This is a genomic window from Streptomyces sp. a15, from assembly GCF_059026085.1.
Window position 1 is genome coordinate 34,792 of record NZ_JBWLKM010000019.1, and the last position, 17,554, is coordinate 52,345.

Consider the following 17,554-nt stretch of genomic DNA (forward strand, 5'->3'; position numbering starts at 1 on the left):
GTTGGCCAAACCTTCACACGGGCATGCGACCGGGAGCAGGCGCGTCATGCCTGCTCAGAGGCTGTACGTGCATTACCCACGCAAGGCGTTGAGGCGACGCCTGGCCGGGCCGAGCGACCTCCCTCTGCTCATCACACCGGCCCAGGGATCGGTGCGGGCCTGGTCGACGGCGTCGGCAACGGTCCATCGGCGGGCGTCGAGGCCCGGGTCGTCCAGCTGGCTCCAGGCCAGCGGCGTCGCCACGGGGGCGCCCGGCTTGGCGCGGACGGTGAAGGGCACGACCGCGGTCTGCGCGTAGGCGTTGCGCTGCACGTCGAGGTAGAGCCGCTCGCCGCGCTCCTTCTTGCGGGCGGCGGTGGTCAGCCGGTCGGGGTGGCCGGCGACGAGGGTGTCGGCGACGTCCCGGGCGAAGGTGCGCACCTCGTCGAAGTCGTGGTGCCCGTCGACCGGTACGACCACGTGCAGTCCGCGCGAGCCGGTGGTCATCAGCGCCGGGGGCAGTTTCAGCTCGTCGAGCAGCTCCCCCAGCAGTACGGCCGCCTCGCGCACCGCCGCGAAGTCCACGGTGTCTCCGGACGGGTCGAGGTCGAAGACCATCCGGTCGGGCCGGTCGACCCGTCCGACGCGGGACAGCCAGCGGTGCAGGGTGAGGGCGGCCTGGTCGGCGAGGTAGAGCAGGGTGGCGGTGTCGTCGCACACGGTGTGGCAGACGGTGCCGCCCTCCTTGGCCAGCTCGACCCGGGTGATCCACTCCGGGTAGTTCTCCGGGGTGTTCTTCTGCATGAACCGGGGGCCGTCGATGCCGTCCGGGTGCCGCTCCAGCATCAGCGGGCGGCCGCGCAGATGCGGCAGCATGAAGGGGGCGACGGACCGGTAGTAGTCGACCAGGTCACCCTTGGTGTACTCCTTCGCGCCGCCGTCCCCGGGGAAGAGCACCTTGTCCGGGCGGTGCACCTCCACGGTGCGGCGGCCCGCCCGGACGGTTCGTGATCCGTCGCCGCTCACCGCACGACCGCCTCCTCCACCAGCAGCTTCCCGGCCGCCGCGATCGACTCGGCGTCGATGCCGGCGGCGTGCAGCTGCTCGTCGGGGGAGCCCGAGCCGGGCATCGTACGGACGGCGAGGCGCACCAGGCGCGGCACGGGCCGCCCGTCGACGAAGGCGTCGAGCACGGCGTCGCCGAGGCCGCCCTCCTCGTGGTGGTCCTCCACGGTCACCAGGCAGCCGGTCTCCTCGGCGGCCTGCCGCAGGGTGAGCCGGTCGACGGGCTTGACCGAGTACAGGTCGATCACCCGCACCCGGATGCCCTCGCCCTCCAGCGCGTCGGCGGCGGCCAGCGCCTCGGGCACGGTGACGCCCGCCGCGACGATCGTCATCCGGTCCTGACCGGAGGAGCGCAGCACCTTGCTGCCGCCGATCGGGAACTCCTCGTCGGGCCCGTAGATCACCGGGCTCTCGCCGCGCGAGGTGCGCAGATAGCGGATGCCCTCCAGGCCCGCCATCTCGGCGACGAGATGCGCGGTCTGGTTGGCGTCGCAGGGGTACAGCACGGTCGAGCCGTGCACCGCCCGCATCATCGCCAGGTCCTCCAGGCCCATCTGACTGGGCCCGTCCTGCCCGATCGCGACACCGGCGTGCGAGCCGACGAGGTTGATGCCGGAGCCGCTGATCGACGCCATGCGGACGAAGTCGTACGCGCGGGTCAGGAAGGCGGCGAAGGTGGAGGCGTACGGCACCCAGCCGCGGGCCGCGAGTCCGACGGCCGCGGCGACCATCTGCTGCTCGGCGATGTAGCACTCGAAGTAGCGGTCGGGGTGTTCCTTGGCGAAGAACTCCGCGCGGGTGGAGTCGCCGACCTCGCCGTCGAGGGCGACGACGTCGCCGCGTCCGGTGCCGAGGGCCGCGAGGGCCTGCCCGAAGGCGTTGCGGGTGGCGACCTCCTCGCCCTTCTCGAAACGCGGCAGTTCCAGGTGCCCGGTGCGTACGGCGTGCAGCATGCGGGCGGCCGGCGGCTCGTGCACCTCGACGCGGATGTCCCGGACGCCGCCCAGCTCGGCGATCGCGTCGTCGGCGTTCTTCAGCGGCTTGCCGTGCAGACCTTCCCGGTCCTCGACGTCGGCGACGCCCTTGCCCTTGAGGGTGCGGGCGAGGATCGCGGTCGGCTGGCCCTTGGTGGAGATCGCCTCGCCGTACGCCCGGTCGACGGCGTCGACGTCATGGCCGTCCACCTCGACGGTGTGCCAGCCGAAGGCCTGGAAGCGGCGCGCGTAGGCGTCGAGGTCGTGGCCGTGCCGGGTGGGGCCGCGCTGGCCGAGCCGGTTGACGTCGACGATCGCGGTGAGGTTGTCGAGGTGCTCGTGCCCCGCGTGCTCGGCCGCCTCCCACACCGAGCCCTCGGCCAGCTCGCTGTCGCCGCACAGCACCCACACGCGGTAGCCGGTGCGGTCGAGGCGCTTGCCGGACAGCGCGATCCCCACGCCGACGGGCAGCCCTTGTCCGAGCGAGCCGGTGGCCGTCTCGACCCACGGCAGTTGCCGTGGCGTCGGATGCCCTTCGAGCCGGCTGCCGAGCTTGCGGAACGTCAGCAGTTCCTCGTCGTCGACGGCGCCGGCCGCCTTGTAGGCGGAGTACAGCAGGGGCGAGGCGTGCCCCTTGGACAGGACGAAGCGGTCGTTGCCCGGGTGGGCGGGGCGGTCGAAGTCGTAGCGGAGGTGGTGGGCGAGGAGGACGGCCATCAGGTCCGCGGCGGACATCGACGAGGTCGGGTGCCCGGAGCCCGCTGCGGCCGAGGCACGCACGCTGTCGACGCGCAACTGCTGGGCCAGTTCGACGAGTTCACGGGTGTTCATGAGTCTCCTTCGGCGGGGGTTTCGTCGGTGCGCCGGACGGGGCCGGGGGCCTTGTGGGGCTCGTCGTCGGGCCCTGGCTCGGCGGGTTCGCCGCCGGGCCGGTTCTTCGCCGGCTCACCACCGGGTTGGTTCTTCGCCGGCTCACCACCGGGCTGCTTCTTCGCCGGCTCACCACCGGGCTGCTTCTTCGCCGGCTCACCACCGGGCTGCTTCTTGGCGGGTGGTTCGGACGCCCTCTCCCCCGACTTCGTGTCCCTGGCCGTCGCCGCTCCCGGCCCGGACCGGGCACCGGCCTCCTGCCGCCGCTCCGGCCCGCCCGGCACCCGTGCCAGCTCCGGCGACGCCGTGTCGAGCGGCACGGACCAGGACCGTACGAGCCCCAACTGGACGGCCTGGCGCGGCAGTACGGAATCCAGCAGCCAGTCCGCGGCGACCCGGACCCGGTTGCCGGGCATCGCCGCGAGGTGGTAGCCGCGGGTGACCGCTCCGGCGGCCGGCCCGGACAGGGGGATGCCGAGCGGGTTGGCGGCGGCCTTCGCGCCGCCCAGATCCACCACGAACCCCAGGTCCTTGTGCCGGTAGGGACGCTTGTCCCCGACACCCAGCGAGGCGGCGACATTGCGGGCCACCGCCTTGCCGTGCCGCCAGGCGTGCTGCGCGGTCATCGGCGTGTACGTCCCGGGATTGTTCAGATCCGGTACGGCGGCGGCGTCGCCGCACGCGAACACCTCGGGGTGTCCGGGGAGTTGGAGGTAGGGGTCGACGATCAGACGGCCACGCTCCAGCGGCTGGCCGGTGCCCTCGACGAGCGGATCGGGCCGTACGCCCACGCACCACACGAGCGTCCGCGTCTCGACGAACTCCCCGTCCGTCAGCAGCACCCCGTTCGGGGTCGCCTCCTTCACGGAGGTCCCCATCCGCACCTCCACGCCCCGCTCCCGCAGCGTGCGGTCGGCGGTGCGGGACAGGTGCTCGTCCAGTTCGGGCAGGACGCGCGGCGCGACGTCCAGGAGCAGCCAGCGGGGCCGCATGCCCTCCCGCAGTGGGTGCCCCCGCACCTGCGCGTCGGTGTACAGCTGCCCGTGCGCGGCGACCTCGGTGCCGGTGTAGCCGGCGCCGACCACCACGAAGGTGCAGCGCGCGGCGCAGCTCTTCGGGTCGTCGGCCGCGGCGGCGAGCTCCACCTGCCGGGTGACGTGGTCGCGCAGGTACAGCGCCTCGGGCAGTCCGCGGAAGCCGTGCGCGTGCTCGGCGACGCCGGGGATCGGGAGCAGCTTGTTGACGCTGCCGACGGCCAGGACGAGCCGGTCGTACGGCAGGGTGCCGTCGCCGCCCTCCGGGTCGGTGTAGTGCACGGTCTGCCCGTCGAGGTCGATGCCGTCGGCCTCGCCGAGCACCAGGCGCACCCGCGGCAGGGTGCCCGACAGGGAGACGGTGACCCGGCGTGGCTCCAGGATCCCGGCGGCGACCTGGGGCAGCAGGGGCAGATACAGGAAGTAGTCGGTCGGGTTCAGCAGGGTGATGTCGGCCTTGCCGCGGGACATCCGGGACAGTTCTCGGGCCGTCCGGTATCCGGCGAAGCCGGCACCGACGATCACTATGCGGGGTCGACTCACGGTTCGCCTCCGGGGCTGTCGCGTACCTCGGGAGCCTTCCGCGTCCCCCTGGTCAGGGCACCCAAACGTCCGCCCGGTTCCGTCACGGCCCCCGCGTGCGCCCGGTTTCCGCCACGGCCGTCGGGTACCCGGGACGGCGAACCGTCCGCCCACCTCGTGGAGGCACACCCCCCATGCCCGAGTACGGCTACTTCCTCTCGTGCGAGCAGTACGGTCCCGCGGAGCTCATCGAGCAGGCGCGGATGGCCGAACAGGCCGGGTTCCAGTCGCTGTGGATCTCCGACCACTACCACCCGTGGAACGACGCGCAGGGCCAGAGCCCCTTCGTGTGGTCGGTGATCGGCGCCCTGTCCGAGGCCGTGTCCCTGCCCATCGAGACGGCGGTGACCTGCCCGACCGTGCGGATCCATCCGGCGGTGGTCGCCCAGGCCGCGGCGACCAGCGCGGTGATGACGGACGGCCGCTTCCGGCTGGGCGTCGGCACCGGCGAGGCCCTCAACGAGCACATCCTGGGCGACGCCTGGCCGCCCGCCCACGTACGGCTGGAGATGCTGGAGGAGGCCATCCAGGTCATGCGCCGACTGTTCACCGGCGAGGAGGTCAACCACCACGGCCCGCACTACACGGTGGAGAACGCCCGCCTGTACACCGTCCCCGACGAACCCGTCCCGATCGACATCTCCGGCTTCGGCCCCGCCGCGACCAAGCTGGCCTCCCGGGTGGCCGACGGCTACATCACCATCCAGCCGGACGCCGCGATGGTGGAGCAGTACCGCAAGGGCGGAGGCGGCGCCAAGCCCGTCAGCGGCGGCACCAAGGTCTGCTACGACCTCGACAAGGACGAGGCCGTACGGACCGTGCACCGGCTGTGGGCCAACGAGCAACTGCCCGGCGAACTCGGCCAGGTGCTGCCCTCGCCCAAGCACTTCGAGCAGGCGCAGCAGCTGGTCACCGAGGACATGGTCCGCCAGAACCGGGTGTGCGGCGACGACGTGGACGAGCACGTGGCGGAACTGAGGCAGTTCGCCGACGCGGGCTTCGACATGGTCTACGTCAACCAGATCGGCCCCGACACCCGCGGCTTCTTCGACTTCTACCGTACGAAGGTGCTGCCGCAGCTTCAGCAGAGCGCCTGAAGGCCCTGATCCGCGATGGAACTCCACCGACCCGTCGTGTCCGTGTACACCGTGCCGACCGACGCCCCCGAGGCCGACGGCACGCTGGCCTGGGACACCACGACCGTGGTGATCGCCGAGGTGACGGCGGGCGACGCGACCGGCACGGGCTGGACGTACGGCCCGGCGGCGGTCGGCGACTTCCTGTACGAGCGTCTCGGCCCGCTCGTCGAGGGCCGCGGCGCCCTCGACATCCCCGCCGTGCACGGCCTGATGTGCCGCTCGGTCCGCAACGCGGGCCGCCCCGGCATCGCCGCCTGCGCGATCTCGGCCCTCGACATCGCCCTGTGGGACCTCAAGGCCCGGCTGCTCGAACTCCCCCTGGCCCGGCTCCTGGGCGCCGCCCGCGAGACGGTCCCGGTGTACGGCAGCGGCGGTTTCACGACGTACCACGACACACATCTGGCCGCCCAGCTCAACGGGTGGGTGCACGGGCAGCACATCCCGCGCGTCAAGATAAAGATCGGCGAGGGCTGGGGCCGCGCGGTCACCCGCGACCTGGCCCGGGTCCGTGCGGCCCGCCATGTCATCGGCGAGGACGCCGAGTTGTACGTCGACGCCGACGGGGCCTACACCCGCAAGCAGGCCGTCCGCGTCGGGCAGGCGCTCGCCGAGCACGGCGTGGGCTGGTTCGAGGAACCGGTGTCCTCCGACGACCTGACGGGGCTGCGCCTGGTCCGGGACGCCGTGCTGTGCGACGTGACGGCCGGCGAGTACGGCTACGACCTCCCCTACTTCGCCCGGATGATCACGGCCGGTGCGGTCGACTGCCTCCAGATCGACGCGACCCTCCCCCACTGCCTCAAGGGCGTGGGGGGACCCCCACCGGCGGCCTCACCGAGTTCCTGCGCGCGGCGGCCCTGGCCCACGCCCACGGCCTGGAGGTCTCGGCCCACTGCGCCCCGCACGCGCACGCCGCCGCGGCCGCCTCCCTCCCCAACATCCGCCACCTGGAGTGGTTCCACGACCACGTCCGCATCGAGGACATGTTCTTCGACGGGGCGCTGGATCCGACGGGCGGTGTGGTGCGGCCGGTGCGAGGGGTCGGCCACGGGCTGACGCTGCGGACGGACGAGGTGGAGGAGTACCGGGTGGCGTGACCCGGGTTGCGTGACCCGGGTGGCGTAACGATGACGACGTCAGCGCCGCCCCATGCCACGACCGTCAGCGGCGCCCGGCTCCACGGCGCAACCCGGCGGCCACGGCCCCCAGCCCGCCGGCCACCGCCAGACCCCTTCCCATCCGCCCCCGGTTCCGGGACACCCAGTCCTGCGGGCTGCCGGACACCGCCTCGTCGTCGAAGCGCCCGTGCGCCCCGAAGTCCCGCCCGTGCGGTCCGTCCGCCGGCGTCCACAGGTTGCCGGGACCGCCGCCGTACTCCCCTGCGTCCCGCTGATCCTGCTGGGAGGCGAACCCGGTCCGCGCCAGATACCGGTCCAGTACGCCGGGTGCGACCGCGTTGGCGATCAGCGTGGCCACCGTCGGCCCGCCGACCCAGTACTCGCGCCGCCGCCCATGCGAGGCCGCGTGCACGATCGCCCGCGCCGCGACCTCCGGCTGGAACACCGGTGCCACCGGCCGGGCGCGCCCCGGCATCCGGTTCAACACCCATTCGAACTGTGGGGTGTTGACGGCGGGCAGCTGCACCATCGTCGTACGGACACCGCTGCCGGAGTGCAGCAGTTCGCAGCGCAGCGACTCGTTGAAGCCCTGGATGGCGTGCTTGGCACCGCAGTACGCCGACTGCAGCGGAACCCCGCGGTAGGCGAGCGCGGAACCGACCTGCACGACCGTGCCCCGGTCACGGGGCAGCATGTGGTGCAGCGCGGCCCGAGTACCGGACACATAGCCCAGGTACGTCACGTCGGTCACCCGCCGGAACTCGTCCGGGGTGATCTCGGTGAACCGGGCGAACACCCCGGCGAAGGCGTTGTTGACCCAGACGTCGATGTGCCCGAAGGCGTCGACGACCTGCTGCGCGGCGTCGTCGACCGCCTTCGCGTCGGCCATGTCCACGGTGACGACGAGCGCCTCACCGCCGGCGCGCTGCACCTCGTCGGCCGCCGCGGCGAGGCCCTCGCGGCCCCGGGCCAGCAGGGCGACACTGGCGCCCCGGGCGGCGAAGGCCCGGGCGGTGGCCCGGCCCACGCCGCCACTTGCGCCGGTCACCACGACGACCTTGCCGTGCTGCGACAGCGGCCCCCTGCGGAAGTCGCGCACCACGCATCACGCCCGGTGGTGCGGCTGCTCGGGGTCGACGTCGTCGGGGCGCGGCGCCGGCCCTCCGGCCAGACCGGGCGGCGGCACACCCGCCCCCGGCGCACCGGTGGCCCCACCCACGCCGCCGGGCGCGACGGGCGGCATCGGCGGGTACGCCGCGTTGCTGAGGCCGCCGGGCGGGCCGACGGGCGCGGCGGCGCCGTGGGCGCGGTCCCGCTCCCCGGCCAGTTCCGCCTCGCGGTCGTGCGTCGGCCGGGACGCGGAGGGCTGCGCGGCGCCGCGCAGCACGTAGGCCAGGGCACCGAGGATCGCCGCGGTGATCAGTGCGGCGGCCCAGTCCGGCAGACCGATGGCGAGGGCCAGTCCCACGGCGAGCGCGAGAGCCGCGCCCGCGTACAGGGCGACGGCGCCCGAGGCGCCGTACAGCATGGCCTTGCGGCGCTGCTTGCGAGTCTGCTCGCGCAGTTCGTCGCGCACGGTCTCGCGCGCCACCTGCGCCAGCTCGTCGACCAGCTGCCTGTCCAGATGCTCCAGATGATCCAAGCGGTCCATGCCCGCCGGGTACCCGCGGTCACCGGCGCGTAACGCTGCGGGCCGGGGCTGCCCGCCCGGCTCGCAGGCTGGAGAACCTGGCGGTCGGAACGGTCGGGACGGTCGGATCATGTGAAACGATCTCGCTCTCCCGGCCGCCCCAACTAGGCTCGTCCGCATGGACATTCTGGGAGCCACGCTGCGCGTATGCGTCGACGACCTGGAGACAGCGGTCCCCTTCTACGAGCGGCTGGCGGGCGGCAGAGCCCTCCGTTTCGAACGCGGCGGCGTTCAGGTCGCCGCGGTCGGCTGTTTCCTGCTGATGAGCGGGCCCGAGGCCGAGCTGGAGGTGCTGCGCAAGGTCACCGCGACGATCGCCGTGAAGGACGTCGACGAGGCGCACCGGGTCCTGACGGAACTGGGCGCCCGCGTCATCGCGGGCCCGGTCCCCACACCGGCGGGCCGCAATCTGATCGCGCTGCATCCGGACGGGTCGGTGTACGAGTACGCGGACCGCGGCGGCGTGTAGCTCAGCCGGCCTCGGCGAACGCGGACACGACCACGTCGGTGAGCAGCGCGCCCGCCGTGCCCTCCGGGTCCAGATCGGGGTCGTAGATCGTGACGTTGAGGCCGACGCACTGCGCGGAGGCGAGCAACGGCCGCAGCAGGGCGACGAGTTCGTCGGGCGTGAGGCCGTCCGGGTCCGGGCTGTCGACGGCCGGCATCACGCTCGGGTCGAGCACGTCGGCGTCCAAGTGCACCCAGAAGCCGTCCAGTTGAGGCACCGCGAAGGACTGGGCGGTGGCGCGGGCGAGGGCGTCCGCACCCCACTCCCGGATGTCGCCGACGGTGACGACGGGGATCTTCAGGGCGGCGAGTTCGGCCCGGGCGTCCTCGAAGCAGTCGCGGATGCCGAAGAACCGTACGTCCTCGTCCTTCAGGTAGGGCCGAAGCCCCTCCAGGTTCGTCAGGTCCTCCTGCCCGCGCCCGGTGGCCAGGGCGACCTCCTCGCCGCCCGCCGCCCCGATCCGCTTGGAGTTGCCGGGGTGCCGGAAGTCCGGCGAGGCGTCCACCGCGGCCAGCCCGTACCGCCCGATGCGGCGCAGCGCGAGACTGGCGCCGAGCTGGATGGAGCAGTCGCCGCCGAGGACGAGGGGAAAGTCCCCGGCGCGGATGTGCCGCTCGATGCGGTCGGCGAGTGTGCGGGTGTACGAGGCGAGGGCGGCGGCGTTGAAGACGCCGTCGCCCTCCTGCCAGTCACCGAGGTCGTAGCGCGGCGGCACCACCACGCCGCCCTCCAGCGCCCGCAGCCTCCCTCACTGCCTTGTCGTCGTGGGGGGACCCCCACGACGATCCGCTGCTCACGCAGCGCACCCGCGAGCTTGTAGCAGCCGGGCACGGTTCCGGGGGCGGGCGGACGCAGACCCAGGTTGGAGGGGGCGTCGAGCACGACGATGTTCCGCATGCGGGTCATGCGGGTCATCCTCGCCGACGCGAGGAGCCACCGGAAACCCGCATCTCCGTGGTGATCGCCCACCGCTCGTGATCCCGCCAGGCCCCGTCGATGAAGATCATCTTCGGCGAGAAACCCTCCAGCCGGAACCCGCACCGGCGCGCCAGCGCGATCGACGCGGCGTTGCCGGGCTGCACGTTGATCTCCAGGCGGTGCAGCCGCATCGCCCCGAACGCGTACCCCACGACGAGGTCAAGACCCTCCCGCATCAGCCCGCGCCCGGCGGCGTGCGCGAAGGCCCCGTACCCGAGCGCCCCGCACTGGAAGCCGCCCTCGACGATGTTGTTGATGTTGACGAACCCCGCGACGGCACCCCCCTCCCACTTCTCGCAGACCAGGAACCCCGCCTTGGACGGATCCTCGATCAGCCGCCCGGCGTACGCGGTGTAGGCACCGGCACTGTCGGGCGGGAAGAGCCACGGATGGTGCAGTTCCTTGCTCTCCCGGACCCGGGCGGTGAACTCGGCACCGTCCTCGTAGGTGAAGTGACGTATGCCCACGTGGGGGCCTTCGGCGAGATAGGGGGAATCGCTGTGCGGCATCCCGTCACCCTACGACCGCTCAGTCCCCGGCGACCGGCAGCTCCAGCACTCCCGTGTCCCGGGGAGCGCTGACCACGGTCACCGGCTTGATCCCCCGGTTCCCGAAGTACGCGTCGTCGCTCGCCGCGACCACGAACTGCAGCCGGTGCCCCTTCTCGTAGCGGTGCACGATCCCCGGCAGCGTCACCGTGAAGCTCCTGGTCACGTCGGGCACGCGGACGGGCGCGACCAGCCGGTGCACCAGCGTCTTCGTGCCGTCGGGGGCGATGTCGTAGAGCTTGGCGAACAGGACCAGTCTGTCGGCGGCGTTGCCGGAGTTCTGGGTGCGCTCGGCCTTCGGGGAGACCACCTTGAGCGTGGCCCTGGGCGCGCCCACGACGTCGGTGGTGCGGGTCAGCGGCTCGCTGGTCCAGCCGAGGTAGGTACCCTTGGTGTCATAGGGCGCCGGGTCCGGCAGCCCGAGGACTCCGTAGAGCGAGTTCTCCGAATGGCTCGTCGCGACCAGCCAGTTGGTGTACGTACGACTGCCTCGCGCCACCTTTCTGCGGTTGTCGACGAGCTTGCCGTCGCCGGACAGGTACAGCGTGCGGCTCGGCGCGGGCAGCCGGTCGGCCGTCGCGTAGGTGCCGTTCGGGTCGGTGATCCAGTCCCGGTAGTAGGCGAAGGCCGGGCCCGTGTCGACGTCCGTGCGCCGGCCCAGATACCGGTCGAACCAGGCGAGGATCCGCCTGCCGACGTAACTGGTCTCCAAGTTGCCCTGGGAGAGGTTGAGTTCACCGGCGGCCGGGTCGGAGGTCCCGCCGCTGTGTCCCCACGACTGCCAGATCATCTTGGTGGTCGTGCCCTGTGCCCTGAGGCTCTTGTACGTCGCCGTCGCCTCGTTGAGGTTGAAGAGGCTGTCGGCCTGCCCCTGGACCAGCAGGGTGGGCGCCTTCACCCGGCTCAGGTACGACACCGGCGACACGCTGCGGGCGTAGGCGAGCATCTCGGCGGTCCGCCCCGCCGGGTAGCTCCCGGAGTTGAGCGTGCGGACGGTCTCGCAGGCCTTGGTGACGAAGTGCAGGCAGGCGAGGGAGTTGATGCGGGACGGGTCCAGGCTCGGCTCCAGCAGCGGCTGGCCCTCGCCGATCAGGTAGAAACCGTTCGTCCACTGCCACTTGAAGGCACCGGGCACGCTCTTGTTGCCCGCCACGTTGTTCGGGGCGAGCGAGTAGGACACGTCGTTCCAGGTGATCACGGGTACGAGGGCGTCCACCCGGTGGTCGACGGCGGCCGTCGCCAGCTGGATGGCACCCCCGTAGGAGCCGCCCACCATGCCGACGCGTGGGTCGCCCGGCGCGTCGAGGGTCACGAAGTCGGCCTGCGTGCCGTCGTCGGCGGCCCGCTTCCCGCCCAGGAAGTCGACGAGCTGTGCGGCCGCCGCGCCGTCGATCGTCGGGTCGTCGAGCGAGATGAGACAGCCGGACCTGCCGAAGCCGAGCCCGGAGTAGACGAGCGAGACGTATCCGCGCTGGGCGAAGGCCTTGCCGATGGCGTCGGTCTGGCCGTCCGCCTTGCTGCCGCCGAAGCCGTTCGTGGCGAGCACGGCGGGTGCGGGGTGGGCGCGGTCCACACCGGCCGGCCGGTACAGGTCGGCGTCGACCGTGCAGGTGCGGCCGCCCGCCTGGACGGTGAACTTCAGTGCGGTGACCGTGTATTGGCCGGTCGCGGCGGCGGCCGGAGCGGGGAGCAGGACAGGTGCGGTGAGAGTGGCGCCGAGCAGGAGAGCGAGCGGGACTCGGGAACGGGGCATTCGGGAACTGGGCATTCGGGAACTGCGCACACGACGGGACACGTAGACCTCCACACTGAGGACGGACGACCACACCGAGGACAACCCGACTTACCGACCGGTAAGTACCAGTCGGAGTCATGGTGTGACACGTGTCAGGCGAGGTCAATCACCGGTACGAGTGTTTCTTGACGAGAATTCAGCGAGCCGCGATCAGCGCAGAGCCGCTTCGTCAAGCGTCAACCTGCCTGCGTCGGCGTCGAGTTCGGCGGTCACGCCGAAGGGTATGGTCAACGCCCCTTCGCAGTGCCCGAATCCGAACTCCTCGACCACGGGGACACCGAGGCCGCCGAGCCGGTCGGCGAGGACGGCGCGCAGTGCGCCGTACGGACCGCACCCGGCCCAGGAGCCGAGCGCGATCCCCGTCACACCGTCGAGCCATCCGCCGCGCAGGAGTTGGGTCAGCATCCGGTCGACGCGGTACGCCTGCTCGCCCACGTCCTCGAGGAACAGCAGCCCGCCGCGTGCCGAGGTGCGGGCGTGCGGGGTGCCGAGGTCGGAGGCGATCATGCTCAGGCAGCCGCCGAGGGTGACGCCACGGGCCCGTCCCGGAACCAGGGCGGCACCCGCGGAGGCGAGGGTGCGAACGGTCTCCGGAGCGAACAGCGTGGCCTTCAGGTGCTCCTGCGCCCCGGCGTTCTTGACGAAGTCGACGCCGGCGGCCGCCGGTCCGTGCAACGTGACCAGACCCAGCCGCGTGGCGAACGCCTGGTGCAGCACCGTGATGTCGCTGAACCCCACGAACACCTTCGGGCCGGCCTCCCGCATCGCCTCCCAGTCGAGCAGGTCGACCATCCGCTGCGCCCCGTATCCGCCCCGCGCGCACAGCACCGCGTCCACGGACGGGTCGCACCAGGCCTGCTGCAGGTCGGCGGCGCGCTCGGCGTCCGAACCCGCCAGATAGCCCAACTCGCCGTGCACGTCCAGCACATGAGGCGCGACCACCGGGTCGAGATCCCAGCCGCGCAGGATGTCGAGCCCGGCCTGCAGGCGGTCCTCCGCCACCGGCCCACTGGGCGCCACCACGGCCACGCGGGCCCCCGGGGCGAGTCTGGACGGCCGTACGAGTGGCTTCACTTGGCGAGCTCCAGGGTCGGGATGCCGGGCGGGTTCAGCCCGAAGACCTGGGCGTACAGGGAGAGTTCCGACTCCAGGACCCGGATCATGGTCTCCGCCCGCCGGAACCCGTGCCCCTCCCCCTCGAACGCGATGTAGGCGTGCGGCACCCGCCGTCCCTCCATGCGAGCCAGGAAGCGCTCGCACTGCGCGGGCGGACAGATCACGTCGTCCAACCCCTGGAGCAGCAGGAAGGGCACGGTGACCCGGTCGGCGTGCTCGGTGGGCGAGCGCTCCGCGTACCGGGCGGGCACCTCGGCGTACGGCCCGACCAGGCTCTCCAGGTACTGCGACTCGAAGTCGTGGGTCTCCCCCGTCGCCCAGCCGGCCAGGTCGAGGATGGGGTAGATGATCGTGCCGCAGGCGTAGACGTCGGTGCCGGCGAGCGAGGCCGCCGCGGTCCAGCCGCCGGCGCTGCCGCCGCGCACGGCGAGCCGGTCGCGGTCGGCGGTGCCCTCGTCGGCGAGGGCGACCGCCACGGCCGCGCAGTCCTCCACGTCGACCACGCCCCACTGCTCGCGCAGCCGGCCCCGGTATTCCCGGCCGTACCCGGTCGAGCCCCCGTAGTTGACCTCGGCGACACCGATGCCCCGCGAGGTGAAGTAGGCGATGCCCAGGTCGAGCACGAGCGGCGCCCGGCCGGTGGGACCGCCGTGCGCCCAGACGACGTACGGCGGCAACTCGTCGCCGGGCGCCGCACACCCGGGGTTGTGGGGCGGGTAGACGTGGGCGTGGATGTCACGCCCGGCGGGTCCGGTGAAGGTGCGGATCTGAGGCTCGGGGTAGTACGCGGGGTCCACGACGTCGTCATGGGCGGCGCCGATCACCCGGGCGCGGCCGGTCCGGGCGTCCAGTTCGACCACCTCGTACGCGCTGCGCGGGCTCGCCCCGACGGCGACGACCCGGTCGCCGTGCACCGCGAGGGTGGGCGCGAACTCGGTCCAAGGTCCCGCCGCGTCGACCACCTCTCCGGTCTCCGGGTCGAGGACCCCGAGGGTGGTGGCGCCTCGGCCGTGCACGACGGCGATCAGGCCGCTCTCCAGCGGGGCGAACCAGCGGTGGCCCAGTTTCCAGAGGGGGCCGCCGAATTCTTCCTCTCGGGGGCAGAGCGGTACGCCGCGTTCCGCGCTCGGTACACCGTCCACTTCATTCGGTACTCGGTCTTCTGCATACAGGTTCCACCAACCCGAACGGTCGGCTGTATACAGTAGACGGCCGTCTGTCGACCACTCGGCCTGCGCGATCGATTCCTCCGGCCCGCCGGCCACGGTCCGCGCCCCGTGGAAGGTCCCGTCCCCGCCGATCCCGGCGACGACCAGCTCCGTCCCGTCCCACGGCATGCGCGGGTGGTCCCAGGCGAGCCAGGCCGCGCGCCGCCCGTCGGGCGAGATCCGGGGCCCGGTGAGGAAGCGGTGCCGCTCGTCGGTGAGTTCGCGTACGCCGTCCCGGTCCTGTGCCGCCGAACCGTCCAGCGGCACGGCGGCGAGCACCCGCCGCACGTCGACGGGTCCGTCGCCGGTGAACTCCTCCAGTACGCACCACACTTCACCGCGGTCGACCAGCACCTGCGGGTCGGCCCATCTCAGCCCGCCGCCGACCGGGGACACCGGCGTCAGCGGGCGGGGCACGCCGCCCGGGCGGTACCGGTACAGCCGCTGGTCGGCGAAGTGCACGAACACGACGAGCGGTTCGCCGTCGACCACCGCCCCCGCCCAGGGCTGTCCGCCGTACTCGATGACCCGGCTGCGCACGTTCCACGGCGCGGGCAGCACCGACTCCTCGGTGCCGTCGGCGCGGCGCCGCACCAGGGTGCGCCGGCCGCCCTCGGTGGGCCGTGGCTCGGTCCACCACGGCTCGTCGCCGACGAAGCCGACGTACTCGGGATGCCCGTCGTGCGCGGCGGCGAGCGCCGCGTCGATGGGCGAGGGCCAGGAACCGTACGCCAACGTCCGCACTTCGTCCCCCATGTTCGGCTAGGCCGTGCGCAGGAAGCGGTCGAGTACCCGGACGCCGAAGTGGAGCGCCTCGACGGGTACGCGTTCGTCGACCCCGTGGAAGAGGGCCTGGTAGTCGAAGCCCTCCGGGAGCTTCAGCGGCGCGAAGCCGTAGCCGGTGATGCCGAGGCGGGAGAACTGCTTGGCGTCCGTGCCGCCGGACATGCAGTACGGCACCACGTGTCCCTCCGGCGCGAACTCCTCGACGGCGGCCCGCATCCTCGCGTACGTCACCGAGTCCACCGGCGCCTGCAGGGCCACTTCCCGGTGGTGGAACTCCCACTCCACGTCAGGTCCGGTGAGCCGGTCAAGGGTCGTGTGGAACTCGCCCTCGGCGCCGGGGAGATACCGTCCGTCGACGTACGCCACGGCCTCCCCCGGAATCACGTTGATCTTGTAACCGGCGTCCAGCATGGTCGGGTTGGCGCTGTTGCGGACGGTCGCCTCGACCAGTGCGGCCGCCGGGCCGAGCTTGTCCAGGAGGGCGTCCACGTCGGCGAGGTCGGTCTCGATGCCGTACAGCGCGGCGAGTTCGGTGAGGGCGGCGCGTACGGTCGGGGTCAGTCGCAGTGGCCAGTCGTGCTCGCCGATCCGGGTGATCGCGGCGGCGAGACGCGTGACGGCGTTGTCCCGGTTCACCTTGGAGCCGTGCCCGGCCCGTCCGCGCGCGGTGAGCTTCAGCCAGGCCGTGCCGCGCTCGCCGGCGGCGATCGGGTAGAGCTCCCGCCCGCTCCCGTCGTGGAAGGTGAACGCCCCCGACTCGCTGACGCCCTCCGTGCAGCCCTCGAACAGGCCGGGGTGCTCTTCGGCGAGGAACCCCGAGCCGTCCTCGGCGCTGGCCTCCTCGTCGGCGGTGAACGCGATCACGATGTCCCGCCGGGGCCGTACTCCGCTGCGCGCCCAGTCCCGCACCACGGCGAGGATCATCGCGTCCATGTTCTTCATGTCGACCGCACCGCGCCCCCAGACGACCCCGTCGCGGATCTCCCCGGAGAACGGGTGCACGCTCCAGTCCCGCGCCTCGGCCGGTACGACGTCCAGATGACCGTGCAGGAGCAGCGCGTCGGCCGACGGGTCGGTGCCCTCGATGCGGGCGACCACGTTCGTACGGCCCTTGGTGCGCTCCAGCAGGGTGGGCTCCAGGCCCGCCTCGGCCAGCCGGGCGGCGGCGTACTCGGCGGCGGGCCGCTCCTGGCAGTCGCCGCCGCCCCGGTTGGTGGTGTCGATGCGGATGAGGTCGGAGGTGAACTCGACGACCTCGTCCAGGGCCTGCTGGTCGGGCTGGTCAGCCATACTGCTCCTCCACCGCGGCCGAGACGATCGTGGTGACCGCCTTGAAGGTGCGGATCCCGTCGTACATGGTGCGGCTGGTGTACGCCACCTTCCGCTCTCCGACACGCGCCACACCCGGCACGACGGTGGCGGCCATCGCGAGGTGCTCGGCGTCGAATTCGAGGGCGACTGTATACGGTCCGCCGTCGACCGGATCCTGTCGCCTCGCCAGCCCGGCCGCCTCCTTCGCCGCGGCGCGGATGTCGGCGGCGGTCCTGGCCGGCGTACGGCACACGGCCGCGTACCGCGACACATGGTCCTTGACGGCGACCTTCAGCGCTTCGGGGGCGTAGCCGAGGGCGTCCTCGCAGGCCACGTCGTCGCCGGTGACGAGGACGACCGGCACTCCGTACTCGGCGACGACGTGCGCGTTGAGGAGCCCCTCGCTCGCCCGTACGTCGTTCAGCCACACGCCGGTGATGGAGTTGGCGAGGTAGGTGTGGGCGAGGACGCCCTCCATGCCGGCGCCCGCGTGGTAGCCGACGAAGGCGATGCCGTCCACGTCTCCGTGCTGCACGCCCTCCACCATGGACAGCGACTTGTGCCGCCCGGTGAGCATCTCGGCCCGCTCGTCGAGCTGTTCGAGGAGGAGGTTGCGCATCGTCCAGTGGGCCTCGTTGACGAGCACCTCGTCCGCGCCGCCGTCGAAGAAGCCCAGGACGGCGGCGTTGACGTCCGAGGTGAACATCGAGCGGCACCGCTCCCACTGCGGTGTCCCCGGCAGTACGTCGGCCGGCCAGGTCACCCCGGTGGCGCCCTCCATGTCGGCGCTGATCAGGATCTTCATGCCCCGTCACGTTACGCGGGGATGGGACGAGCGGCCAGGAAGCATCCG

Annotated in this window: 13 protein-coding genes and 2 pseudogenes; 3 read left to right on the forward strand and 12 right to left on the reverse strand. The window is 72.4% G+C overall.

Annotated features, from left to right (window positions below):
• Positions 1–72: 72 nt before the first annotated feature.
• Genes ligD through AC5P09_RS20990 form a run of 3 tightly spaced genes read right to left on the reverse strand, consistent with a single transcriptional unit; the run spans position 73 to position 4,465 of the window.
• Positions 73–1,005, reverse strand: a complete 933-nt coding sequence (ligD, locus tag AC5P09_RS20980) for a non-homologous end-joining DNA ligase (RefSeq protein ID WP_493875362.1) — start codon at positions 1,003–1,005, stop codon at positions 73–75.
• Positions 1,002–2,849, reverse strand: coding sequence for a transketolase (locus AC5P09_RS20985; RefSeq protein WP_493875363.1), 1,848 nt, complete (start codon positions 2,847–2,849; stop codon positions 1,002–1,004). Before AC5P09_RS20985 ends, ligD begins: the two co-directional genes overlap by 4 nt.
• Positions 2,846–4,465, reverse strand: a complete 1,620-nt coding sequence (locus AC5P09_RS20990; protein WP_493875364.1) for an NAD(P)/FAD-dependent oxidoreductase — start codon at positions 4,463–4,465, stop codon at positions 2,846–2,848. Before AC5P09_RS20990 ends, AC5P09_RS20985 begins: the two co-directional genes overlap by 4 nt.
• A 173-nt stretch (positions 4,466–4,638) precedes the next feature.
• Here AC5P09_RS20990 and AC5P09_RS20995 point away from each other — a divergent pair, with 173 nt between their 5' ends.
• Positions 4,639–5,601 carry an LLM class F420-dependent oxidoreductase gene (locus AC5P09_RS20995; protein ID WP_493875365.1) on the forward strand — a complete coding sequence of 321 codons (963 nt, stop codon included), beginning with the start codon at positions 4,639–4,641 and terminating at the stop codon, positions 5,599–5,601.
• A gap of 15 nt (positions 5,602–5,616) precedes the next feature.
• A pseudogene (locus tag AC5P09_RS21000) lies at positions 5,617–6,740 on the forward strand (enolase C-terminal domain-like protein).
• A gap of 64 nt (positions 6,741–6,804) precedes the next feature.
• Here the strand turns inward: AC5P09_RS21000 and AC5P09_RS21005 are convergent.
• Positions 6,805–7,860 carry an SDR family oxidoreductase gene (locus tag AC5P09_RS21005; protein ID WP_493875444.1) on the reverse strand — a complete coding sequence of 352 codons (1,056 nt, stop codon included), beginning with the start codon at positions 7,858–7,860 and terminating at the stop codon, positions 6,805–6,807.
• A 6-nt stretch (positions 7,861–7,866) separates the two neighbouring features.
• Complete coding sequence (locus AC5P09_RS21010; RefSeq protein ID WP_493875366.1) at positions 7,867–8,412, reverse strand: phage holin family protein; 546 nt, start codon at positions 8,410–8,412, stop codon at positions 7,867–7,869.
• A gap of 157 nt (positions 8,413–8,569) precedes the next feature.
• On the opposite strand from AC5P09_RS21010, the gene AC5P09_RS21015 reads away from it, so the two are divergent.
• Positions 8,570–8,920, forward strand: coding sequence for a VOC family protein (locus tag AC5P09_RS21015; protein ID WP_266450000.1), 351 nt, complete (start codon positions 8,570–8,572; stop codon positions 8,918–8,920).
• A gap of 1 nt (position 8,921) precedes the next feature.
• Here AC5P09_RS21015 and AC5P09_RS21020 read toward each other — a convergent pair.
• The 7 genes and pseudogenes from AC5P09_RS21020 to AC5P09_RS21050 all read right to left on the reverse strand — a co-directional run bounded on the left by AC5P09_RS21020 (position 8,922) and on the right by AC5P09_RS21050 (position 17,506).
• Positions 8,922–9,856: pseudogene (locus AC5P09_RS21020) on the reverse strand (arginase family protein).
• Positions 9,857–9,870: 14 nt separating this feature from the next.
• Positions 9,871–10,446, reverse strand: a complete 576-nt coding sequence (locus AC5P09_RS21025; protein ID WP_493875367.1) for a GNAT family N-acetyltransferase — start codon at positions 10,444–10,446, stop codon at positions 9,871–9,873.
• Between the two features lie 19 nt (positions 10,447–10,465).
• Entirely contained in the window at positions 10,466–12,238 is a 1,773-nt protein-coding gene (locus AC5P09_RS21030) for a CocE/NonD family hydrolase (RefSeq protein ID WP_493875368.1), read from the reverse strand.
• Positions 12,239–12,430: 192 nt separating this feature from the next.
• Complete coding sequence (locus tag AC5P09_RS21035; RefSeq protein ID WP_493875369.1) at positions 12,431–13,354, reverse strand: S66 peptidase family protein; 924 nt, start codon at positions 13,352–13,354, stop codon at positions 12,431–12,433.
• Positions 13,351–15,360: a dipeptidyl-peptidase 5 gene (locus AC5P09_RS21040; RefSeq protein ID WP_493875370.1), complete on the reverse strand. Its 2,010-nt coding sequence runs from the start codon at positions 15,358–15,360 to the stop codon at positions 13,351–13,353. The genes AC5P09_RS21035 and AC5P09_RS21040 overlap by 4 nt, the downstream gene beginning before the upstream one ends.
• 6 nt (positions 15,361–15,366) lie before the next feature.
• Positions 15,367–16,680, reverse strand: a complete 1,314-nt coding sequence (locus AC5P09_RS21045; RefSeq protein ID WP_493875371.1) for a M20/M25/M40 family metallo-hydrolase — start codon at positions 16,678–16,680, stop codon at positions 15,367–15,369.
• The gene (locus AC5P09_RS21050; RefSeq protein ID WP_493875372.1) at positions 16,673–17,506 is read right to left on the reverse strand and encodes a M55 family metallopeptidase; all 834 of its coding nucleotides are present in this window, start codon (positions 17,504–17,506) and stop codon (positions 16,673–16,675) included. Before AC5P09_RS21050 ends, AC5P09_RS21045 begins: the two co-directional genes overlap by 8 nt.
• Between the last annotated feature and the right edge of the window lie 48 nt (positions 17,507–17,554).